The 20,617-nt window shown below is 62.6% G+C and carries 22 protein-coding genes; 13 read left to right on the forward strand and 9 right to left on the reverse strand.

Going from position 1 to position 20,617, the window contains the following annotated elements; all coding sequences use genetic code 11:
* Positions 1-4 precede the first annotated feature (4 nt).
* On the forward strand, positions 5-1,342 hold the full coding sequence (locus CO660_RS15725) for an HlyD family type I secretion periplasmic adaptor subunit (protein WP_097599480.1): 1,338 nt from the start codon (positions 5-7) through the stop codon (positions 1,340-1,342).
* Between the two features lie 30 nt (positions 1,343-1,372).
* Here CO660_RS15725 and CO660_RS15730 read toward each other — a convergent pair whose 3' ends face one another.
* A complete protein-coding gene (locus CO660_RS15730; RefSeq protein ID WP_097599481.1) occupies positions 1,373-2,956 on the reverse strand; it encodes a peptide chain release factor 3 in 1,584 nt (527 codons plus the stop codon).
* A gap of 90 nt (positions 2,957-3,046) precedes the next feature.
* Here CO660_RS15730 and dut point away from each other — a divergent pair, with 90 nt between their 5' ends.
* Positions 3,047-3,517 (forward strand): dUTP diphosphatase, encoded by a 471-nt coding sequence (dut, locus tag CO660_RS15735; protein WP_097599482.1) that lies wholly within the window; start codon positions 3,047-3,049, stop codon positions 3,515-3,517.
* Positions 3,517-4,416: a GNAT family N-acetyltransferase gene (locus CO660_RS15740; protein WP_097599483.1), complete on the forward strand. Its 900-nt coding sequence runs from the start codon at positions 3,517-3,519 to the stop codon at positions 4,414-4,416. The genes dut and CO660_RS15740 overlap by 1 nt, the downstream gene beginning before the upstream one ends.
* A gap of 5 nt (positions 4,417-4,421) precedes the next feature.
* On the opposite strand, the gene CO660_RS15745 is transcribed toward CO660_RS15740, so the two are convergent.
* Positions 4,422-4,895 carry an Lrp/AsnC family transcriptional regulator gene (locus tag CO660_RS15745; RefSeq protein ID WP_097599484.1) on the reverse strand — a complete coding sequence of 158 codons (474 nt, stop codon included), beginning with the start codon at positions 4,893-4,895 and terminating at the stop codon, positions 4,422-4,424.
* A 111-nt stretch (positions 4,896-5,006) separates the two neighbouring features.
* Between CO660_RS15745 and CO660_RS15750 the strand changes: the two genes are divergently transcribed.
* The 3 genes from CO660_RS15750 (at position 5,007) to cysK (ending at position 7,745) form a co-directional block, all read left to right on the forward strand.
* Positions 5,007-5,906, forward strand: coding sequence for a DMT family transporter (locus CO660_RS15750; RefSeq protein ID WP_097599485.1), 900 nt, complete (start codon positions 5,007-5,009; stop codon positions 5,904-5,906).
* Between the two features lie 114 nt (positions 5,907-6,020).
* Positions 6,021-6,638: a LysE family translocator gene (locus tag CO660_RS15755; protein WP_097599486.1), complete on the forward strand. Its 618-nt coding sequence runs from the start codon at positions 6,021-6,023 to the stop codon at positions 6,636-6,638.
* Positions 6,639-6,782: 144 nt separating this feature from the next.
* Positions 6,783-7,745: a cysteine synthase A gene (cysK, locus tag CO660_RS15760; RefSeq protein WP_097599487.1), complete on the forward strand. Its 963-nt coding sequence runs from the start codon at positions 6,783-6,785 to the stop codon at positions 7,743-7,745.
* Positions 7,746-7,823: 78 nt separating this feature from the next.
* Here the strand turns inward: cysK and CO660_RS15765 are convergent, their stop codons facing one another.
* The 6 genes from CO660_RS15765 to rsmI form a co-directional block, all read right to left on the reverse strand.
* Complete coding sequence (locus tag CO660_RS15765; protein WP_097599567.1) at positions 7,824-8,324, reverse strand: hypothetical protein; 501 nt, start codon at positions 8,322-8,324, stop codon at positions 7,824-7,826.
* A 390-nt stretch (positions 8,325-8,714) separates the two neighbouring features.
* Positions 8,715-10,247, reverse strand: coding sequence for a YifB family Mg chelatase-like AAA ATPase (locus tag CO660_RS15770; RefSeq protein WP_097599488.1), 1,533 nt, complete (start codon positions 10,245-10,247; stop codon positions 8,715-8,717).
* Positions 10,248-10,402: 155 nt separating this feature from the next.
* Positions 10,403-11,350 (reverse strand): glutathione synthase, encoded by a 948-nt coding sequence (gshB, locus tag CO660_RS15775; RefSeq protein ID WP_097599489.1) that lies wholly within the window; start codon positions 11,348-11,350, stop codon positions 10,403-10,405.
* 87 nt (positions 11,351-11,437) lie between these two features.
* Positions 11,438-11,941 carry a cupin domain-containing protein gene (locus CO660_RS15780; protein ID WP_245421334.1) on the reverse strand — a complete coding sequence of 168 codons (504 nt, stop codon included), beginning with the start codon at positions 11,939-11,941 and terminating at the stop codon, positions 11,438-11,440.
* Between the two features lie 119 nt (positions 11,942-12,060).
* Positions 12,061-12,429 (reverse strand): YraN family protein, encoded by a 369-nt coding sequence (locus tag CO660_RS15785; protein ID WP_097599490.1) that lies wholly within the window; start codon positions 12,427-12,429, stop codon positions 12,061-12,063.
* Positions 12,419-13,336 (reverse strand): 16S rRNA (cytidine(1402)-2'-O)-methyltransferase, encoded by a 918-nt coding sequence (gene rsmI, locus CO660_RS15790; protein WP_097599569.1) that lies wholly within the window; start codon positions 13,334-13,336, stop codon positions 12,419-12,421. Before rsmI ends, CO660_RS15785 begins: the two co-directional genes overlap by 11 nt.
* A gap of 259 nt (positions 13,337-13,595) precedes the next feature.
* Here rsmI and dnaN point away from each other — a divergent pair, with 259 nt between their 5' ends.
* The 7 genes from dnaN to CO660_RS15825 all read left to right on the forward strand — a co-directional run bounded on the left by dnaN (position 13,596) and on the right by CO660_RS15825 (position 19,071).
* Positions 13,596-14,714: a DNA polymerase III subunit beta gene (gene dnaN / locus CO660_RS15795; protein ID WP_097599491.1), complete on the forward strand. Its 1,119-nt coding sequence runs from the start codon at positions 13,596-13,598 to the stop codon at positions 14,712-14,714.
* Between the two features lie 56 nt (positions 14,715-14,770).
* Positions 14,771-15,676, forward strand: coding sequence for a DUF72 domain-containing protein (locus CO660_RS15800; RefSeq protein WP_097599492.1), 906 nt, complete (start codon positions 14,771-14,773; stop codon positions 15,674-15,676).
* Between the two features lie 95 nt (positions 15,677-15,771).
* A complete protein-coding gene (gene pmtA / locus CO660_RS15805) occupies positions 15,772-16,371 on the forward strand; it encodes a phospholipid N-methyltransferase PmtA (protein WP_097599493.1) in 600 nt (199 codons plus the stop codon).
* 1 nt (position 16,372) lies between these two features.
* Positions 16,373-16,954 carry a histidine phosphatase family protein gene (locus CO660_RS15810; protein WP_097599494.1) on the forward strand — a complete coding sequence of 194 codons (582 nt, stop codon included), beginning with the start codon at positions 16,373-16,375 and terminating at the stop codon, positions 16,952-16,954.
* Positions 16,955-16,960: 6 nt separating this feature from the next.
* Positions 16,961-17,668 carry an orotidine-5'-phosphate decarboxylase gene (pyrF, locus tag CO660_RS15815; protein ID WP_097599495.1) on the forward strand — a complete coding sequence of 236 codons (708 nt, stop codon included), beginning with the start codon at positions 16,961-16,963 and terminating at the stop codon, positions 17,666-17,668.
* A gap of 26 nt (positions 17,669-17,694) precedes the next feature.
* Positions 17,695-17,982 (forward strand): DUF1330 domain-containing protein, encoded by a 288-nt coding sequence (locus CO660_RS15820; protein WP_097599496.1) that lies wholly within the window; start codon positions 17,695-17,697, stop codon positions 17,980-17,982.
* 108 nt (positions 17,983-18,090) lie between these two features.
* The gene (locus tag CO660_RS15825) at positions 18,091-19,071 is read left to right on the forward strand and encodes a complex I NDUFA9 subunit family protein (protein WP_097599497.1); all 981 of its coding nucleotides are present in this window, start codon (positions 18,091-18,093) and stop codon (positions 19,069-19,071) included.
* 699 nt (positions 19,072-19,770) lie between these two features.
* Here CO660_RS15825 and CO660_RS15835 read toward each other — a convergent pair.
* The gene (locus CO660_RS15835; RefSeq protein WP_097599498.1) at positions 19,771-20,568 is read right to left on the reverse strand and encodes an undecaprenyl-diphosphate phosphatase; all 798 of its coding nucleotides are present in this window, start codon (positions 20,566-20,568) and stop codon (positions 19,771-19,773) included.
* Positions 20,569-20,617 lie beyond the last annotated feature (49 nt).

Consider the following 20,617-nt stretch of genomic DNA (forward strand, 5'->3'; position numbering starts at 1 on the left):
CGCCATGAAAAAGGACCTGAAGGTCGTTCCATTACCCGTTTCGCCGCCCGTTGCACCGGTCCCGCTGCGGCTCACGGGCCTAACTTTCACCGGCTTCGCAATCATGTTCCTGTTCTTCGGCATGGCCGGAGGCTGGGCGACGCTTGCACCGCTGGACAGCGCTGCAGTGGCGCCCGGCCTTGTCAAGGTTGCCGGTGACCGCAAGCTCATCCAGCACCTCGAAGGCGGGATCATTGCAGGATTGACCGCCGCCAACGGCGACATCGTCAAGGCCGGCAAGGTCCTCCTCCAACTCGATGACACGCAGGCGAGGGCAAGGCTTGATCTGGTCCAGAACCGGATCGCAACGCGCGAGGCGCTGGCCGCTCGCCTGAGAGCCGAGCGCGACGGCAAAGCCGAGATCGAGTTCGATCCGGCGCTGCTTGCAAACCCCACCAAATCGGCAAGGGACGCGGTGGCCGCACAACGTGACGTGTTTTCGGCCAAGCACCACAACCTGAAGGACGAGCGAGAGATTCTCAGCCAGCGCCGCCGCCAGACCGAGGAAGAGATAACGGGACTGCAGGAACTCATCGTTACCGAGGACAAGCAGATCGAGGTGTTCGAGGGGGAGACCAGAGATCTTGAGAGCCTCGTCAAGCGCGGTCTGGTCACCCGCGAGCGTTGGCTGCTGCTCAGACGGCAGCAGCGGGAAGTCGAAGGGGAGCGCGCGACCAATGTCGCAGCCATCGCTCGCGCCAGGAGCGCCATGGCCGAGATCGACATGCAGATCGTCAACCTCAACACCTTGCAGCTGAACCAGGCCGTCGAGGAGCTGAGCAAAGTCGAGGCGGAAATGTTTGACCTCAGGCAGGAGGAACGGTCCGCCAAAGACGTGCTCGCCCGCACCAACGTCGTCGCACCGGTCGACGGCATCATCATGGACCTGAAGGTCCATACGACCGGGGGCGTGGTGAAACCCGGCGAGACCCTGATGACGATCGTACCGATGGGACAGCAGCTCGTCATCGAGGCGATGGTCAGACCGGAAGACGTCGAGACGATCGCTCCCGGACAGCCGGCGCGCGTCAGTTTCCCGGCCTTTGCCCGTTACAACCTGCCGCCGCTCGACGGCGTCGTGGAGATCGTATCGGCCGACAGGATGGTGGAGGAACGCAGCGGCGCGCCTTATTTCGCCGCGACCGTTGTGATCGACCAGAGCGAGCTTGCCAAGCTGGAGGGCCGCAAGCTGCTGCCCGGCATGTCGAGCGAGACGATGATCCGGACGGGTGCCCGCACCGTGCTTTCTTACCTTGCCGAGCCCATCACACAGAACTTCCGCCGGGCGATGCGGGAAAAATAGCCGCAGCGCCCACGCTTCCAAGACTCCCGGTCACGCCGCCTTGGCGGCGTGATATTCCTTGATAGCGACCATCTTGATCGCCGGGTAGCGCTCCGCCTCGTAACGCAGCGAGAAGGCGTCCTGAGCGAGGAAAACCGGATCGCCGTCGAGATCGCGGGCGATATCGCCGCGCTTGACGGTGAGGAACTTTTCCAGATCGGCCGGCTGGTCGGCCGAGATCCAGCGGCAGACGGAGAAACGCGACATTTCGAAGGAGACCGGCAGGCCGTATTCGGCCATCAGCCGCTCCTTCAGGACGTCGAGCTGCAGGGCGCCGACGACGCCGACGATCGCCGGTGAACCGTCTTCCGGCGAGAACAGCTGCACGACGCCTTCCTCGGCCATCTGCTGCAGCGCTTCCTTGAGCTTCTTCGCCTTCATTGCGTCTTCGAGACGCACGCGGCGCAGAATTTCAGGCGAGAAGTTCGGCACGCCCTGGAAGACCAGGGCTTCGCCTTCGGTCAGCGTATCGCCGATGCGCAGCGTCCCGTGGTTGGGAATGCCGACGACGTCGCCGGCATAGGCGGTGTCGGCGAGCTGGCGCTGCGAGGCGAAGAAGAATTGCGGCGCCGTCAGGCCGAGCTGCTTGCCGGTGCGGGCGAGCCTCGCCTTCATGCCGCGCTCGAGTTTGCCCGAGCAGATGCGGGCAAAGGCGATGCGGTCGCGGTGGTTCGGATCCATGTTCGCCTGGATCTTGAAAACGAAGGCCGTCATCTTGTCGTCGGTCGCGTGCACGGTCCTGGTATCGGCGACCTGGTCACGCGGCGGCGGCGCAAACTCGCCAAGCGCGTTGATGAGGTCGCGAACGCCGTAGTTGCGCAGCGCCGAACCGAAGAAAACAGGCGTCATATGGCCTTCGAGGAAAGAATCACGGTCGAAGGGGCGGCAGGCCTCTATGGCAAGCTCAGTTTCGTCGATGAAGGCCTGGCGTTCGTTTTCCGGCAGCCTGTCGGCGACGGCCTGCGGGCCGTTGACCGGTGTCGTCTCGACTTCGGTGTCGGAACCGCGAGCGGTGCTGTTGGCGAGATGATAGGAGCCGCAGAAGGTCTTCGAACGGCCGATCGGCCAGGTGATCGGCGCCGTATCCAGCGCCAGCTTTTCTTCCACCTCGTCGAGGATCTCGAAGGGATCGCGGCTTTCCCTATCCATCTTGTTGATGAAGGTGATGATCGGAATATCGCGCATGCGGCAGACTTCGAAGAGCTTCAGCGTGCGCGGCTCGATGCCCTTGGCGGCATCGATGACCATGACGGCGGCATCGACGGCGGTCAGCGTGCGATAGGTGTCATCGGCGAAATCCTCGTGGCCCGGCGTGTCGAGGATGTTGAAGACATTGTCGTTATATTCGAAGGTCATCACCGAGGTGACGACCGAGATGCCGCGTTCGCGCTCGATCTTCATCCAGTCGGAGCGCGTCTGCATGCGATCTTTCTTGGCCTTGACTTCGCCGGCAAGCTGGATGGCGCCGCCGAACAGCAGCAGCTTTTCGGTGAGCGTCGTCTTGCCCGCGTCCGGGTGGGCGATAATAGCGAATGTGCGGCGGCGGGAAACCGCCTCGGAGAGGCTTTCGGCCATGATGTGAATCCTGTGGAATTGCGGCTTAACTAGCGATTAAAGGCTGAGATTGCAATTGACCCCGGCCGCTCACGCGCAAAGTAATGGGTCATGACCATTCATCACGATCTCAGCCCGACGCTGAACCTCATCCGCCTGGCCAACGGCGAGGGCCTCGACCTGCCCGCCTATGAAAGCAAGGGGGCGGCCGGCATGGACCTGCGCGCCGCCGTCGCCGACGGCGAACCGCTGACGTTGCTACCTGGCAAGCGGGCGCTGGTGCCGACCGGCTTCATCTTTGAAATTCCGGAAGGCTTCGAGGGGCAGGTGCGGCCGCGCTCCGGCCTTGCCTTCAAACACGGCATCACTTGCCTGAATTCGCCCGGCACCGTTGACAGCGACTATCGCGGCGAGGTGAAGGTGCTGCTCGCCAATCTCGGCGAGGAAGCCTTCGTCATCGAGCGCGGCATGCGCATCGCCCAGATGGTGATCGCGCCGGTGACCCAGGCGCGGGTGGCGGAACTGTCAGTGGCGAGCGAAACGGCACGCGGTGCAGGCGGCTTCGGCTCCACCGGCGTTTGATGGCAAAGCGCCTCGACAGCACCGGCTTAACCTTCCGACAAGATTATTTCGGCGACCCCGCTGATTGGGCAGCGCTGGTGCGCCTGCTTCAGGATATTTTCGGCATTGACATCGGCCCGCTGCAGCATCTCGGCGGACCCGACCCCACCAGCATGCCCTTCGGCTGGTTCGATGCCACAGGCGAGCTTGCTGCCAATATCTCGGCCTTTGCGCTGCCCTTCGTCATCAATGGCAGGGTCGTTCATGCCGCCGGCCTGCAGTCCGGCGCGGTGCGGCCGCAGTGGCGCGGCTGCGGGCTCTATCGCGACGTGACGGCGAAAGCGCTCGACTGGTGCGAACAGCAGGGCTTCGAGGCCGTCATCCTCTACACCGACAAGCCCTCGCTCTACGAGCCTTACGGTTTCCGCTCGATACCGCTGCACCGCTATGAAGGGGCCGCCCCCGCTCCGTCGACATCAGCCGCACCGGCCCTGCCGCTTTCGCCGACGAATGCGGACGATCTTGCCCTGCTGCAAGCGCTGCTGAAAACGCGCAGCCCCGTTTCGACGACGCTCTCGGTGACTACAAATGCGGCGATGTTTCTCATCAATACGCAGATCGATCCCGATATCCGTGTCAGCTTCCTAGAAGACCAGCAAGCAGTCATCGCCTGGAAAATGGATGCGGCGGGTCGCTTCAGCCTTCTCGACGTCGTCGCGTGCGAGATCCCATCACTTGCCGCTATCCTCGGTGGACTCGACATCGCCTCCGCCGCCATTGACGTGTTTTTCCGTCCGGAGAAGCTGGACTGGGTGGGTACTCCACAGCCTTTGGAAAGCACGACAACACTGATGCTGCGTGGGCTCGGCGATGTCACCCCGCATTTTCCGGCCATGCTTTCGCCACTGGCGGATTTCTGACCGTTTCAGCGATCCTGTTTCCCGCGTGAGAGCGGCGGCAGGCGACGTTTGACAGGCGACGATTTGATCATCGAGGTGTTGGTTTCCGCCCGTTCGGCGACCTTGTCCAGAATGCCGTCGAGCTCCGCCATCGAGCGCACGACTAGGCGAGCGATAAAACAATCCTCGCCCGTCACCTTGTCGCATTCGACGATTTCGGGGATCTCCTGGATGATGCGTTCGACGATGTGCAGCTGTCCCGGCAGCGGACGGACCCGCACGATCGCCTGCAGGGGATAACCGACGGCTGCGGGGTCGAGAGCGATGGTGAAGGCCTTGATGACGCCGCGCTCCTCCAGCCGCCGCAGACGCTCGGCAGCGCTCGGCGAGGACAGCCCGACCTGCTGCGCCAGCTCCTTCAGCGAAATCCGGGCATTGCCGGCCAGAGCCTCCAGAATGGACTGATCAATATCATCGAGCTCCAGCACATCATTAGGCATGGTAATTATTTTCCCTTCAATGATTAGGCAAAGGCCGTTTTTGTCCTTCTTATTTCTATACGGAATCAGCTGCTGACGCAATAATATCGTCCGAGCAAAACGGAGGCTACCATGAGCGGCGATATCAAAAGAGGTTCGGTGGAAATGACGGCAGCGATGCTGATCTCGGGGACGATCGGCTGGTTCGTCGTCATGTCGGGCCAGCCGGTCAGCGGTGTGGTTTTCTGGCGCTGCCTGTTCGGCGCGCTGACCCTGCTCGTCATCTGCGGCGCCCTCGGACTGCTGCGGCCCGGCATCATCACGCTGCGCGCCTTTGGCATCGCCGTCATCGGCGGCGTCGCCATCGTCGTCAACTGGCTGCTGCTCTTCGCCTCCTATTCGCATGCGACGATTTCGATCGCCACGACGGTCTACAACACCCAGCCCTTCATGCTGCTGGTGCTCGGGGCGCTGTTCCTCGGCGAGAAGATCACCGCCGCGAAACTGTTCTGGCTGACGCTCGCCTTTGCCGGGATGGCGGCGATAGTCGAGGCAAAGCCTCAAGCCGGCGGGGGAACGGATGGCTACGGCGTCGGCATTCTGATGGCGCTCGGCGCGGCCTTCTTCTACGCGCTGGCAGCTCTTGCCGCGAAATGGCTGAAAGGCACGCCGCCGCATCTGATCGCGCTGATCCAGGTCACAACCGGCATGCTGATGCTGGCGCCGATGACGGAGTTTTCGCAACTGCCCGGCGATGCCGGCGGCTGGGCTATCCTGGTGACGATCGGAGTCGTCCATACCGGGCTGATGTATGTGCTGCTCTACGGTGCGATCCAGCGGCTGCCGACGCATCTGACCGGGGCGCTCTCCTTCCTCTATCCGATCGCCGCGATCCTCGTCGACCGGCTGGCCTTCGGCCACGCGCTGCAGCCGATGCAGATCGCGGGCGCTGCAATCATCCTGCTGGCCGCCGCCGGCATGAATCTCGGCTGGAGCCCAAGATGGCTGCGGCCGAGGGCGCTTCAGGGCTGAGGTATCGGCAGGCACGCGGCGGCAGGCATTCCTTCTGGTGATGCATCCATCAGCGCCGGCGGATTGATGGCACGGCCTGCCTGACATAAAACACCGGAAAGAGGGAGCCGCCACATGAGCCTTGCCGCCTTGCTTGCCTATGCCGGAGCGTTGTTTATCGCCGCAGCCATTCCCGGACCCGGCATAACCGCCATCGTCGCCCGTGCGCTCGGCTCGAATTTCCGCGAGACCTTCTTCATGGGTCTCGGCCTGGTGCTCGGCGATATGACCTATCTCACCGCGGTCATTCTGGGCCTGGCTTTCGTGGCGCAGACTTTCACGGAAGTCTTCCTCATCATCAAGATCGCCGGCGCCCTTTATCTCGGCTACATCGCCTGGAAACTCTGGACGGCAGGGCTGCTGCCGCAGGATATTGCCGCAAAAAAATCCGGCAATGTCGGCCTTTCCTTCCTCTCGGGCCTGCTGGTGACGCTCGGCAACCCGAAGACGATGCTATTTTATGTCGCGCTGGCGCCGACGCTGATCGATATCGGCAATATCACCCTGCGCGACTATGCGCTTCTGCTCGCCGTCACCTTCGTGGTGCTGATCACCGTACTCGTGCCGTATATGCTGCTTGCCGCGCGCGCCCGCACAATGCTGAAACAGCCGCGTGCCCTGCAGACGCTGAACCGGGTTGCAGCCGGCATTCTCGCGGGCACGGCAGCCTTCATCGCCACGCGCGCTGCGTGAAATAAACATCCGTCAAGAAACGGTTTTCAAAGCTTATTTTCTCTCCGCCACCCCAGCCCGGGACGAACGGGCTCTGGTCTCATTCCGTCTTTGACCCTATTCTCCTCCTCGATTTCAGGGACCGAAGTCCAAAGGGAGAGCACCATGTCGCACAAACCCGGCCGCGGCCGCATTTATTCCTCGATCACCGAGACCATCGGCGACACGCCGCTGGTGCGCTTCGACAAACTGGCGCGGGAAAAGGGCGTGGCCGCAAACCTGATCGGCAAGCTCGAATTCTTCAATCCGATCGCTTCCGTCAAGGACCGCATCGGTGTGGCAATGATCGAAAGCCTGGAATCGCAGGGCAAGATCACATCCGGCAAGACGGTGCTGATCGAGCCGACCTCGGGCAATACCGGCATCGCGCTCGCCTTTGCTGCCGCCGCCAAGGGGTATCGGCTGATCCTCACCATGCCGGAAACCATGTCGGTCGAGCGGCGCAAGATGCTGGCCCTGCTCGGCGCCGAGCTCGTGCTGACCGAAGGCGCGAAAGGCATGAAGGGCGCGATCGCCAAGGCGGAGGAGCTGGCAGCGTCGCTTCCCGACGCCATCATTCCGCAGCAGTTCGAAAACCCGGCCAACCCCGAGATCCACCGCAAGACGACGGCCGAGGAAATCTGGAACGATACCGAGGGCAAGGTCGACATCGTCGTCTCGGGCATCGGCACCGGCGGCACGATCACCGGCGTCGGCCAGGTGCTGAAGAGCCACAAGCCCGAGATCCAGATCATCGCCGTCGAACCCGCCGATTCGCCGGTGCTCTCAGGCGGCAATCCCGGCCCGCACAAGATCCAGGGCATCGGCGCCGGCTTCGCGCCGAAGATCCTCGATACCGGCATCTATGACGAGGTCGTCACCGTCACCAATGACGAGGCCTTCGAACAGGCCCGCCTCATTGCCCGGCTCGAAGGCGTGCCCGTCGGCATCTCCTCAGGCGCGGCTCTGACCGCCGCGATCAAGGTCGGCAGCCGGCCGGAGAATGCGGGGAAGAATATCGTCATCATCATTCCGTCTTTTGCGGAGCGGTATTTGTCGACGGCGCTGTTTGAGGGGTTGGGGAGCTAAAGTTGGTTGTGGCGGGCGTTTTCTCCCGCAATTTGTCTTGCAGAATATCGGGGCGCTTCGGCGTCCCTTTTTGTGCCGTTACCTGCATCCCAATTGAAGCGGGACGAGTGTTCTGTGGTGGTCCGTAACGATGGTCGATGTCCGGCCTGAGCTAGTTGAGTGCAGATGTTTGCCCACCTTCGCCATCACCTCCTTCAGCGTCGCGGTCAAACGATTCCACTCGGTGTGCTCGCTCGCCCGCTCCGGTGCATAGCGCGAGATGAGGTACTCACGCTTTGCTGTCATTGCCTCCAGATGCAGAGCAGTCCTTTTTCTCAGTTGAAGTTTAGCAACGAACATCGGCTCAGCGAGGTTGTGCATCCGTCCTCGTATTTCTTCTGGAGCAACGCCTTCATGGCGCAGGAAGGCGTTTAAATAGAGTTCAATAGCATGAATGGCGCACATTCGAGCTGGTGCGATCGATAGTGCAACCTGCTTCTGGCCCTCGCTGAATAGGAGGATCGAAGCGCGAGAGTAGGCATTCGCCAAGTCAAAAACTTCCCTGGGTTTGGCGTTTGAGCCTGGATATTCGTTCCCCATGAGCATCCCCGGCGGCAGGCCTCCCTATCCGTCACCTCCGATCGACTATATCGAACGGACCGACATCCCTTCGGAAATTTTTCAGCCGAAGCTAATATTGTAAAGAGGGACGAATTGAGGAGAGATTCCTACCCCTAATGGATAATCAATACAGAGGGACGCTTATATCGGCGCCTTAGCCAGTTTCGGTACCGCGTTCGGCAAACCAGCCCCGGCCAAGACCATCGCGCCGACCGCTGCCGGCAGCGCGCCGCTATAGCCGGACGGCCATATAATTCATAATCCGCAGCGCTCAGTGGCGATTTTGCTGCGTGGCAGCCATCAGCGCAACGCGATCGGCGAATTGGTGGGCAGTCTGACGACTCATACTCCGCGCGTCCGTCCTTCTTCTCACGCCGCCGCCGTTAATCTTTCCCCGGCGATCCGATAAGAGATCGCTTCGGCGAGATGCAAACGGCCCACTGTCGGTTTGTCGTCGAGATCGGCAAGCGTGCGGGCGACCTTGAGGACGCGGTGGTAGCCGCGGGCGGAGAATTTCATCTTGTCGGCGGCATCGCGCAGGAGCTGCAGGCCGGCGGCATCGGGTTCGGCGAGCTTTTCGATCATCGCGGTGGAGCAGCGGGCATTGGTGCCGATATCCCCAGCGCCGGCGCGCTCGAAGCGCTCCTGCTGGATCTCGCGGGCGCGGGCGACGCGGCGGGCAACGTCGGCGCTGGCCTCGGCCGCCATCGGACGGATGAGGTCGGCGGCGGAGACGGCCGGCACGTCGATGCGGATATCGATGCGGTCCATCAGCGGTCCGGAGATGCGGGCCTGATAATCGCTCATGCAGCGCGGGCCGCGGGCGCAGGTATGGCCGGGCTCACCGGCCATGCCGCAGCGGCAGGGGTTCATCGCCGCGATCAGCTGGAATTTTGCCGGATAGGAGACCCGGTGATTGGCACGCGCGATGACGCATTCGCCGCCTTCGAGCGGCTGGCGCAGCGCATCGAGCGCCTGCGGCGTGAACTCGGGAAACTCGTCGAGGAAAAGCACGCCGTGATGGGCAAGCGAGGCTTCGCCGGGACGGGCGCGCAGCCCGCCGCCGACAAGGGCGGCCATGGTGGCGGAGTGGTGCGGGGTGCGGAAGGGCCGGCGATCGGAAAGCTTGCCGCCGGTGAGTTGGCCGGCGATCGAATGGACCATCGACACTTCAAGCAGTTCGGCGGCCGAAAGCGGCGGCAGGATCGACGGCAGGCGCGACGCCAGCATCGATTTGCCGGAGCCGGGAGGCCCGACCATCAGGAGATTGTGGCCGCCGGCAGCCGCCACCTCGAGCGCGCGTTTGGCGCTTTCCTGGCCCTTGATCTCGGCAAGGTCGGGCAAGTTGGCGGCATTGGCGCGGATCGACGGTTCCGGCCTAGACAGTACCTGCGTGCCGCGGAAATGATTGGCAAGGGCAATCAGGCTGCGCGGGGCGAGAATATCGACCTCGGCGCCGGCCCAGGCGGCTTCCGCGCCGCTTTCGGCCGGGCAAATCAGCCCCTTGCCGAGCGCATTGGCGCCGATCGCGGCCGGCAGCGCGCCAGCGATCGCGGCGATCGTTCCGTCGAGGTTGAGTTCGCCGACGACGACATAATCGGTCAGCGCGTCGCCAGGAATGGCGCCGAGCGCCGCCATCAGCGCGAGTGCGATTGGCAGATCGAAGTGTGAGCCTTCCTTCGGCAGATCGGCGGGCGCCAGATTGACGGTCACCCGTTTGCCCGGCAGCGCAAGGCCGGAGGCATGAAGGGCGGCCTGCACGCGCTCACGGCTTTCGGCCACCGCCTTGTCGGGCAGGCCGACGATCTGCATGCCGACCTTGCCGGGCGCGATCATGACCTGAACCTCGACCGGCACGCCTTCGATGCCCTGGAATGCCACTGTACTGACACGCGCGACCATATGCCCACCCTTGTCCCGCAAACTCTTAGAGACCGCCCCTGTGGCCGTTGAAAGCCAGCGGTTGCAATCTTGCACGGAAGCAGGACTAAAACAAGAACAATAAAAGAACGCAGGCAGATAATCGGTGGCGGGCGCGGTTGTACCCGATCGCGGCCTCAGCCGCGCTTGCGCTGGATCGCGTCCCAGAGCAGGCTTGCTATATCGGCGCCGCCGAACTTCCTGACCTCGCGGATGCCTGTCGGCGAGGTTACGTTGATCTCGGTCATGTAATCTCCGATCACGTCAATTCCGACGAGCAGGAAGCCGCGTTCCCTCAGCGCCGGGCCGATGCGGGCGCAGATTTCCTTCTCGCGCGGCGTCAATTCGGTCGCCTCGGCGCGGCCGCCGACATGCATGTTGGAGCGGCTGTCATGTTCGGCCGGCACGCGGTTGATCGCACCGGCGAACTCGCCGTCGACGAGGATGATACGCTTGTCGCCCTTGCGCACGTCGGGCAGATATTGCTGGGCGATGAAGGGCTCGCGGAAGAGCTGGCCGAACATTTCCAAGAGCGATGAGAGATTGCGGTCGTCGCGGGTCGAATGGAAAACGCCGGCGCCGCCATTGCCATAGAGCGGCTTCAGGATGATGTCGCCCATCTCGTCGCGGAAGCGGCGGATTTCGGCCGGATCCTTGGTGATCAGCGTCTTCGGCATCAGGTCGGAGAATTCGGTGACGAAGATCTTCTCCGGCGAATTGCGCACCCAAGCCGGATCGTTGACAACGAGCGTCTTCGGGTGGATGCGCTCGAGCAGATGCGTCGAGGTGATATAGGCCATGTCGAAGGGCGGATCCTGGCGCAGCAGCACCACATCCATGGTCGAGAGATCGACGCGCTCGGGCGCGCCAAGCTCGAAATGATCACCCTTGACGTCGCGCAGCACCATGGGCTCGACGCTCGCAAAGAGCTTGCCGTCGCGAAAGCTCAGGCGCTCGGGGGTGTAATGGAAGAGCCTGTAGCCGCGCGCCTGCGCTTCCAGGCTCATGGCGAAGGTGGAGTCACCTGCGATATTGATGCCGGCGACATGATCCATCTGGACCGCTACATTGGTGATCTTGGCCATTTCCGTCCCTCGCTGAATGCCGGACAGATGTAGGTCGGCCCGGCATCAAACGCAACGGTCATCGAAGGCTTGCGCCGGACGCAATTTTCAGGCGGCGATGCCCTGGCTGCCGCCGTTGCGCAGCATGTTGCGCAGACGGTAGGCGATCGCCAAAGGCTTCGGGAAAGGCTTGCGCAGGAAGGCAACCTTGCGGACGTAAGTGTCGACCCGCCAGCTCGCCCAGGTTCCACCGGCGAAAAAGGCGACGTCGCCGGTGCGCAAGGTTCGTTCCGTGCCATCCTCGGCGGTGATGTGGACCTCGCCTTCGAGGATCATCACGGTCTCGTCCCAGCCGAAATACCAGCGGAATTCGCCCGCCGTGCAGTCCCAGATTGCTGTCAGCGATGCCTCGTCATGGCCGCGCGAATGTTCGGCGGTGCGCGCCTGCGGATTGCCGCTGATGATCCAGTCGGGATTGATCGGCGTCGATTTCAGCGGCAGATGGTCGCTCGCATGGGCGACGAAGGATTTCCCGGCCGGCTTCAGCGCAATATACGGCACCGAGCGCGCCGCTATGGCGACCGCGCTTGCGAGCATCATCTTCAAGGCCACGCAACAACCCCCAAATCTCAACCCCTATTGCGACGGTGGGTAGCAGAAAGTCGTAAGGAGCTCGTTCAACGGGGGACTAAAATTTTAACAATCCGGAAACTCGACCGGGCTGAAAGCGCTCAGAAGGCGTCGGGAAAGTGCCGTGGCAGCCGGCCGGGCATGACCGCGACGATATCGTAGCGCTGGGAAAGGCGGGCCTGATCCGCCTGGCGGGCGAGCCACAGATCGCTTGCCGCCCGGATGCGCTTCTGAGCGGCGACAGAGACGGCGTCGATCGCCGCAGCCTCGCCATGGCGGGCCTTGACCTCGACGAAGACGGCGAGATCGCCCTTGCGGGCGACGATATCGATCTCGCCGAGCCTGGTGCGGTGGCGCAGCGCCAGGATACGGTATCCCTTCAGCATCAGGAAGGCGGCGGCGACATATTCCGACATGCGGCCGCGGCGTAGCGCCTTCCGTTTGATGGCGGTAAGCTCCTTATCTCCCATTGCCGCCCTTCATCTCCAGCAGGCGCTGGTAGAGCGCCTTGCGCGGCAGGCCGGTGAGACGGGCGGCCTCGGTCGCAGCCTTTGCCGTCGGCATCGACATCGAGAGGTCGGCAAGCACGGCTTCGACATCGGCCTCGGATGTTTCGGCTGGCTGCGGCGGACCCACGACGAGGACGATCTCGCCCCTGACGTTTTCCACCTGCTGGTAATGGGCGGCGAGTTCGGCAAGCGTGCCGCGGCGGAATTCTTCATAGGTCTTGGTCAATTCACGGCAGACGCAAGCCGGCCGGGCCGGGCCGAGCACATCGGCGGCGGCAAGAAGCGTGGCAGCGATGCGATGGGGCGATTCAAAAAAGATCAGCGTCGCCGGAGCTGCGGCAAATTCACCGAGACGATCGCGGCGGGCTTTGTCCTTGGCCGGCAGAAAGCCGGCAAAGAGGAAGGCGTCGTTCGGCAGGCCGGAACCAACCATGGCGGCGAGCGGCGCCGAGGCGCCTGGAATGGGAATGACGCGGTAACCGGCGGCTATCGCCTGCCGAGCCAGCCGATAGCCGGGATCGGAGACGAGCGGCGTGCCGGCATCGGAGACGAGCGCCACCGAGCGTCCGGCTTCGAGCGCCTGGATGAGCCGCGGGCCGGCTTCATCGGCATTGTGCTCATGGTAAGCGAAGGGGCGGTTCTGGATGCCGTAGCGGTCGAGCAGAACGCGGGTGACACGCGTATCCTCGCAGGCCAGCACGTCGGCGCCGGCCAGCGTTTCCAATGCGCGCAGCGTGATGTCGCCAAGATTGCCGATCGGAGTGGCGACCAGATAGAGCGCCGGCTCCAGCGGCCGCGCCGGCACCGCCATGTTGTGCAGGCGGAAGCTTCGCCTCGTGGCGTCCTCGCCTGTGGTTTGCTCGTTCATGCCCTTTGCCTTCGTGCCGCCGGCGCCTTGCCGGTTCATCGGCCTTTATGGGCGAGCGCTGCGGCTTCGGCAAGGGTTGGGATTTCTGTGAGCATTGCTCCGGAAAACCTGAAATGCGAGGGCTCAGCCGTCCATGCCTCTTGCCATCCAATGCTGAAGTCTGCCATTTTGCCCGTCCACTCCCCCGACCTAAATCGGGAAAGCATTCTTCGGGCCTTCGATGCGCCCGGGCAGTCACGGTCGAAAGCGGTAGCATCCCATGCGTATTACTATTGAGCGGTCAAACCTTCTGAAATCGCTGAACCACGTCCACCGTGTGGTCGAACGTCGCAACACGATCCCGATCCTGTCCAACGTACTGCTCAAGGCCGATGGCCAGAACCTCGACATGAAGGCGACCGACCTCGACCTCGAAATCACCGAGGCGACGCCGGCAAGCGTCGAACAGGCCGGCGCTACCACCGTTCCGGCCCATCTTCTTTACGATATCGTGCGCAAGCTTCCCGATGGCGCCGAAGTGCTGCTGGCCACCAGCCCCGACGGCGGCTCGATGACCGTCCAGTCCGGACGCTCGAAGTTCTCGCTGCAGTGCCTGCCGGAATCCGATTTCCCGGATCTGACCGCCGGCACCTTCACGCATTCCTTCAAGCTCAAGGCGACCGATCTGAAGATGCTGATCGACCGCACCCAGTTCGCGATCTCGACGGAAGAAACGCGTTATTATCTGAACGGCATCTTCTTCCACACGATCGAGAGCAATGGTGAGCTGAAGCTCAGGGCGGTCGCGACCGATGGCCACCGGCTGGCCCGCGCCGATGTCGATGCGCCGTCGGGCTCCGAGGGCATGCCCGGCATCATCATTCCGCGCAAGACGGTCGGGGAACTGCAGAAGCTGGTCGACAATCCGGAAGCGATCGTCACCGTCGAGGTTTCCGACGCCAAGATCCGCATGACGATCGGCTCGATCGTCCTGACCTCGAAACTGATCGACGGCACATTCCCGGATTACCAGCGCGTCATCCCCACCGGCAACGACAAGGAAATGCGTGTCGATTGCACGACCTTCGCCCAGGCAGTCGACCGCGTCTCGACGATCTCCTCCGAGCGCGGGCGCGCGGTGAAGCTCGCGCTGTCCGAAGGGCAGCTGATGCTGACCGTCAACAATCCGGATTCCGGCAGTGCAACGGAAGAGGTCGCCGTCGGCTACGACACGGACGCGATGGAAATCGGCTTCAACGCCAAATATCTGCTCGACATCACCGCGCAGCTTTCCGGCGAGGAAGCGATCTTCCTGCTGGCCGATGCCGGCTCGCCGACACTGATCCGCGACACCGCCGGTGACGACGCGCTCTACGTCTTGATGCCGATGCGCGTCTGACGGGAACGAAGGCGGCCGCTTTCGGTTCTCCTCCTGTCAAACAGGAGGATTCCAGAATGAAAAAGACGGGGGCGGTGCGCATCGGCATTTCAGGCTGGACCTATGCGCCCTGGCGCGGGCAATTCTATCCGGAAGGACTGCCGCAGAAGCAGGAGCTTTCCTATGCCGCCCGTCACTTCCGTTCGATCGAGATCAACGGCACCTTCTATGGGCTGCAGAGACCCGAAAGCTTCGGCCGCTGGCGGGACGAAACGCCTGATGATTTCGTCTTTGCGGTCAAGGGACCGCGATTCCTCACCCATGTGCGGCGACTGAGGGAGATCGAAGGGCCGCTTGCCAATTTCTTCGCCTCGGGCCTGCTGAGGCTCGGCCCCAAGCTCGGGCCGATCCTCTGGCAATTTCCGGCCAACATGGTCTTCGATCCCGATCGTTTCGAAAATTTCCTGTCGCTGCTGCCGCATGATCACGATGCGGCGATAACGCTCGCCAAGCGGCATGACGAGCGCCTCAAACAGGCCTGGCTCACAAGCGACGGACACCAGCCGATCCGCCATGCGTTCGAAATCCGTAACGACAGCTTCCGCTCAGTTGAGTTCATCGAGATGCTCCGGCGACACAAGGCCGCGCTGGTCTGCGCCGATACGGTGAAATGGCCGTTGCTGATGGATATCACCGCCGACTTCATCTATTGCCGTCTGCATGGGTCCGAACAGCTCTATGTCAGCGGCTATGAAGACGAAGCGCTCGATCTATGGGCGGAACGTATCCGCGCCTGGACAAGCGGCCGAGAGCCTGACGATGCGACGCGCGTTCTGGAACCTTTGCCGGCACGCGCCAGGGGCCGCGACGTCTATCTTTATTTCGACAATACCGACAAGAAGCTGCGCGCGCCCATCGACGCCCAACACCTGGCCGAGCGGCTTGCCGATCTGATGCCTGATTCCCACCGAAAGGCCGCATGAGCTGTTGATGCCGATGTTCTTGTTGCGAAAATCCTTGTCCAAGCAGCGACAAGCGGCATATTAAGACAGTCGATCAACATGCGGATGGGTGGAGAATGCGCTTACGGGTCAAGGTGAAGGAACACCTCGGGAAGAGATTTGATGAGGAAATCCGTTTCTTCCGGGGCATGATGCAGGGGCCGAAGACGGTGGGCTCGATCGTGCCGACCTCTTCGATTACCGCCAAGCGCATGGCCAGCGTCATCGATATGCATTCGGGGCTGCCAGTGCTGGAACTCGGCCCGGGCACTGGTGCCATCACCAAGGCCATCCTCGGCCGGGGCGTGAAACCGGAAAATCTGGTCGCAATCGAATATTCGACGGACTTCCACCAGCATCTGCTGCGGACTTATCCCGGCGTGCGTTTCATCAACGGCGATGCCTTCGATCTCAAGACCACGCTTGGCGCATTCGGCGAGCAGACGTTCGATTGCGTCATCTCCTGCATTCCGCTCTTGAATTTTCCGATGGCGATGCGCGTCTCTCTGCTGGAAAGCCTGCTCGACCACCTGCCTGCCGGCCGGCCTGTGGTGCAAATCTCCTATGGCGCGATTTCGCCGATCGCCGCCAATCCCGACCGTTATCACATTCAGCACTTCGACTTCGTCATGCGCAACATCCCTCCGGCGCAGCTCTGGATCTACCGCCGCGGCTGAGATGTTCGGACTTTATATCACCCACCCGCAAGTCAAGATCGATGCGAATGTTCCCGTGCCGAAATGGGGCCTTTCCGATGTCGGGGCTGCGCGCGCCCGCAAAGCTGCCGAGAGCGGCTGGGCCAAACGGCTGACCCGCATCGTCTCCAGCGACGAGACGAAGGCGATCGAGACGGCCGAAATTCTGGCGGCCGCCTCCGGTATCAACATCGAGATCGTGCATGGCATGCACGAGAACGACCGGTCGGCGACCGGCTTCCTGCCGCCGCCGCAATTCGAAGAGGCGGCCAACTGGTTCTTTGCCCATCCGGAAAAAAGCTTCCAAGGCTGGGAGCGCGCCGTCGACGCGCAGGCCCGCATCGTGGCGGCGGTCAAGGCCGTTCTCGCCACGCACGATCCGGCCGCACCGATCGCCTTCGTCGGTCATGGCGGCGTCGGCACGCTACTCAAATGCTATCTGGCGGGACGGCCGATTGCCCGCGACCGCGACCAGCCGGCCGGCGGCGGCAATCTCTATGCTTTCGGCCTTGCGGATCTCGGCCTAACATGCGACTGGACGCCCATCGAAGACTGGCGGGGGTGACTTCACATGGATGCACGCGAGCGGTTGATCGTCGGCCTGGATGTTCCAACGATCGGCGAGGCGGAAAGACTGGTTTCCACGCTCGGCGACGACATTCTCTTCTATAAGATCGGCTATCAGCTGGTCTTTGCCGGCGGCCTCGAATTCGCCCGCGACCTTGCCGCGAGCGGCAAGAAGATCTTTCTCGACATGAAGCTGCTCGACATCGACAACACGGTCGCGTCGGGCGTCGAGAATATCGCCAAGATGGGCATGTCGATGCTGACGCTGCATGCCTATCCGAAGGCGATGAGGGCGGCGGTGGAGGCCGCTGCCGGCTCCGGCCTCTGCCTGCTCGGCGTCACCGTGCTAACCTCGATGGATGCCGAGGACCTTGCCGAGGCCGGCTATAGCCAGGACCCGCACAGCCTGGTGCTCAGCCGCGCCGGACAGGCGCGCGCCGCCGGCATGGGCGGCATCGTCTGCTCGGCGGCGGAGGCGGCCGAGGTGCGGGAGGTCGTCGGTCCCGACATGGCGATCGTCACGCCCGGCATTCGCCCGACCGGCAGTGACAAGGGCGACCAGAAGCGGGTGATGACACCGTTCGATGCGCTGAAAGCGGGATCAACCCATCTCGTCGTCGGCCGGCCGATCGTGAAGGCGCCCGATCCGAAAGAGGCGGCCCGCGCTGTCCTCAACGAGATGGTGAGCGCGCTCTGGCCGGCAAACCGCTGAATTCAAAAAGCACAAGGGAGAAGATCATGGCCAAGGCATATTGGATCGCCCGCGTCGACGTTCGTGACGTCGAGCGCTACAAGGATTACGTGGCGGCGGCCAAACCGGCCTTCGAAAAATATGGCGCAAATTTCCTGGCGCGCGGCGGCGCCATCACCGAACTCGAAGGCAAGGCGCGCGCCCGCAACGTCGTAATCGAATTCCCTTCAATGCAGCATGCGGTGGATTGCTACAATTCGCCGGAGTACCAGATCGCCGCCAAGATCCGCCAGGAAGTGGCAGATGCGGAAATGGTCGTCGTCGAAGGCGTCTAAGCTGCGCGCATCGCCAAAAACTGACGGCGCGATAGGCCTTCCCGTCGCCTCGGGATTGGGCTAATACGGTGCCGACAAAGCATCCCCAAGCCTTTCGAGGAAACTGCCATGACCCTTGCCAATCTGCCGCCGCTCGTCACCGTGTTCGGAGGCTCCGGCTTTGTGGGCAGGCACGTGGTGCGGGCGCTCGCCAAGCGCGGCTATCGCATCCGCGTCGCCGTGCGCCGGCCCGATCTCGCCGGCTTCCTGCAGCCGCTCGGCAATGTCGGCCAGATTTCCTTCGTGCAGGCGAACCTGCGCTATCGCAACTCGATCGACCGCGCCGTCGAGGGCGCCAGCCACGTCGTCAACTGCGTCGGTATTCTGCATGAGACCGGCCGCAACACTTTCGACGCCGTACAGGAGTTCGGCGCCCGCGCGGTTGCCGAAGCGGCGCGCAATGCCGGCGCGACCCTCACCCATATTTCGGCCATCGGCGCCAATGCCAACTCCGATTCGGATTACGGCCGCACCAAAGGCCGCGCGGAAGCGGCCATCCTCTCCATCAAGCCGGATGCGGTGATCTTCCGTCCGTCGATCGTCTTTGGACCGGAGGACAGCTTTTTCAACAAGTTTGCCGACATGGCTCGCATGTCGCCCGTCCTGCCGCTGGTCGGCGGCGGCAAGACGAAATTCCAGCCTGTTTATGTCGAGGACGTCGCCGAGGCGGTCGCCCGCGCCGTCGATGGCAAGGTTGCGGGCGGCACGATCTATGAGCTCGGCGGGCCCGAGGTGCTGAGCTTCCGCGAATGTCTCGACATGATGCTGAAGGTGACGTGCCGCAAGAATCCGCTGGTGTCCCTGCCCTTCGGCCTGGCTTCGCTGATCGGCAGCATCGCCTCGCTGATCCCCTTCGTGAAGCCGCCGATCACGCCCGACCAGGTGCGCCTGCTCAAGCGCGACAACGTCGTTTCCCCAGAAGCCGAGGCGGAAGGCCGCACGCTGAAGGGACTCGGCATCACACCCACAATGCCGGCATCGGTGCTCGGCTCCTATCTCGTGCAGTATCGTCCGCACGGCCAGTATACCGGCTCCGGCAAGGCCGCCTGACCATCTTTGCCGAGAAACGATTGCGCCGTCCGCCGGTCCCGCGGGCGGCGTTTGCTTTGCCGCAGCATGGCGTTCTTTGCGCGTCCTGAACGGCGTGTGGCTCTGCCATGCCGGCGCAAGCTCGGCATATTTTCCTGCCGGCCATATCGAGCAGCGTTGCATAAAAGGCGCAGCGGAAATTTTGTGGAATTAACGTCAAATTTAGCAGGAACGTTTATTGCTATTTGTCATTCCACTGACTACCAAACCCCGCGCCTTCCAACGGACTCAACGTCTGCGAAGGCGTGCGGCAATCACTGTGAAAGGCATTTCTCGATGGGCAAGTCAATCGCGCTCCTTTTTGCGTGTGCGGCGCTGATTATCATGGCAGGTTCCTTCGTTGCGCCCGGTTCGGTCGCGGCGGTCAAGGGCGACTGCTCGCCGGCTTACGGCGTCGATCCTTGCTCGACGGCTTCGATCAGCCATTGACGAAAAGGCCGGCGCTTTGCGCCGGCATCCAAAAGACAAGCAATCGGGAACGCCGAACAAGGCGTTCCGCAATGACGGCTCGATATTGCCTGCTTCAAAGCGGCGACGAGCGTCCTTCCTCTCAAGATGTTCTGAAAACTCGACGCTTGCCGGCGAGCGGGTATCGTGCGCCAAATTCCGACAGGGCAATGCATTCGCGCCGGGAGTTGCGCGAATGCAGTTGCAGGTTGCTCAGGCGATCAAGCCGGTCGCGGCCATGCCGAGCAGCAAGACACCGAGAATGATGCGGTAGATGGCAAACAGCGTGAAGCGGTTGCTCCTTATATAGGCGAGCAGCCATTTGACGGCGATGAAAGCGACGATCGTGGAGACCACGAAGGCGATGGCGAGCGCCGTCCAGTCTTCACCTGCCGCGCCGCCGTCCTTGAAGGTCTTCAGCAGTTCATAGCCGCTTGCGGCATACATTGTGGGAATGCCGACGAGAAAGGCAAATTCGGTCGCCGCGGCGCGATTGCCGGTGCCGGCCAGCAAGGCGACGAAAATGGTGGCGCCGGAGCGTGACGTGCCCGGAAAGACGCCGGCAACGATCTGGGCGATGCCGACCAGGATGGCGACAAGCCAGGTGATTTTTTTATGCGGCGGCCGGCGCGCGGCGGCCCATTCGGCAAAGATCATCCAGATGCCGCCGATGATGAGCGCCCAGGCGATCGGCGTCGCGGTCTCGGGCAGTTCGAAGCCGAGCTTCTTGACGACGAGGCCGAGAATTGCGGTGATGAGAAATGCGACGATCAGCTTGGCGGCATAGTCCCGATTCTCAGGCTCGCGCCAGCCGAGCACCAGATCCAGCAGGCGGCGCCAGTAGATAATGGTGACGGCGAGGATGGCGCCCGCCTGAATGACGATATTGAACATGTCCGAGCGGTGTCCGAGCCATTGCTCGGCAATGATCAGGTGGCCGGTGCTCGAGATCGGCAGAAATTCGGTGATCCCCTCTATGACACCGAGAATTGCGGCACTGATATAATCCATACATTGTCTCCGGTTTAAAGTTCGGTCGGCCTGATCGCTTGGGTCGATC

It is taken from the genome of Rhizobium sp. L9, from assembly GCF_002531885.1.
Taxonomy (GTDB): Bacteria; Pseudomonadota; Alphaproteobacteria; order Rhizobiales; family Rhizobiaceae; genus Rhizobium.

Bases quoted from the DNA above. Each gene is read 5' to 3' on its own strand.
- CO660_RS15725 (WP_097599480.1), top strand. From the start codon at position 5: ATGAAAAAGGACCTGAAGGTCGTTCCATTACCCGTTTCGCCGCCCGTT.
- CO660_RS15730 (WP_097599481.1), bottom strand. From the start codon at position 2,956: ATGGCCGAAAGCCTCTCCGAGGCGGTTTCCCGCCGCCGCACATTCGCT.
- dut (WP_097599482.1), top strand. From the start codon at position 3,047: ATGACCATTCATCACGATCTCAGCCCGACGCTGAACCTCATCCGCCTG.
- CO660_RS15740 (WP_097599483.1), top strand. From the start codon at position 3,517: ATGGCAAAGCGCCTCGACAGCACCGGCTTAACCTTCCGACAAGATTAT.
- CO660_RS15745 (WP_097599484.1), bottom strand. From the start codon at position 4,895: ATGCCTAATGATGTGCTGGAGCTCGATGATATTGATCAGTCCATTCTG.
- CO660_RS15750 (WP_097599485.1), top strand. From the start codon at position 5,007: ATGAGCGGCGATATCAAAAGAGGTTCGGTGGAAATGACGGCAGCGATG.
- CO660_RS15755 (WP_097599486.1), top strand. From the start codon at position 6,021: ATGAGCCTTGCCGCCTTGCTTGCCTATGCCGGAGCGTTGTTTATCGCC.
- cysK (WP_097599487.1), top strand. From the start codon at position 6,783: ATGTCGCACAAACCCGGCCGCGGCCGCATTTATTCCTCGATCACCGAG.
- CO660_RS15765 (WP_097599567.1), bottom strand. From the start codon at position 8,324: ATGGGGAACGAATATCCAGGCTCAAACGCCAAACCCAGGGAAGTTTTT.
- CO660_RS15770 (WP_097599488.1), bottom strand. From the start codon at position 10,247: ATGGTCGCGCGTGTCAGTACAGTGGCATTCCAGGGCATCGAAGGCGTG.
- gshB (WP_097599489.1), bottom strand. From the start codon at position 11,350: ATGGCCAAGATCACCAATGTAGCGGTCCAGATGGATCATGTCGCCGGC.
- CO660_RS15785 (WP_097599490.1), bottom strand. From the start codon at position 12,429: ATGGGAGATAAGGAGCTTACCGCCATCAAACGGAAGGCGCTACGCCGC.
- rsmI (WP_097599569.1), bottom strand. From the start codon at position 13,336: ATGAACGAGCAAACCACAGGCGAGGACGCCACGAGGCGAAGCTTCCGC.
- dnaN (WP_097599491.1), top strand. From the start codon at position 13,596: ATGCGTATTACTATTGAGCGGTCAAACCTTCTGAAATCGCTGAACCAC.
- CO660_RS15800 (WP_097599492.1), top strand. From the start codon at position 14,771: ATGAAAAAGACGGGGGCGGTGCGCATCGGCATTTCAGGCTGGACCTAT.
- pmtA (WP_097599493.1), top strand. From the start codon at position 15,772: ATGCGCTTACGGGTCAAGGTGAAGGAACACCTCGGGAAGAGATTTGAT.
- CO660_RS15810 (WP_097599494.1), top strand. From the start codon at position 16,373: ATGTTCGGACTTTATATCACCCACCCGCAAGTCAAGATCGATGCGAAT.
- pyrF (WP_097599495.1), top strand. From the start codon at position 16,961: ATGGATGCACGCGAGCGGTTGATCGTCGGCCTGGATGTTCCAACGATC.
- CO660_RS15820 (WP_097599496.1), top strand. From the start codon at position 17,695: ATGGCCAAGGCATATTGGATCGCCCGCGTCGACGTTCGTGACGTCGAG.
- CO660_RS15825 (WP_097599497.1), top strand. From the start codon at position 18,091: ATGACCCTTGCCAATCTGCCGCCGCTCGTCACCGTGTTCGGAGGCTCC.
- CO660_RS15835 (WP_097599498.1), bottom strand. From the start codon at position 20,568: ATGGATTATATCAGTGCCGCAATTCTCGGTGTCATAGAGGGGATCACC.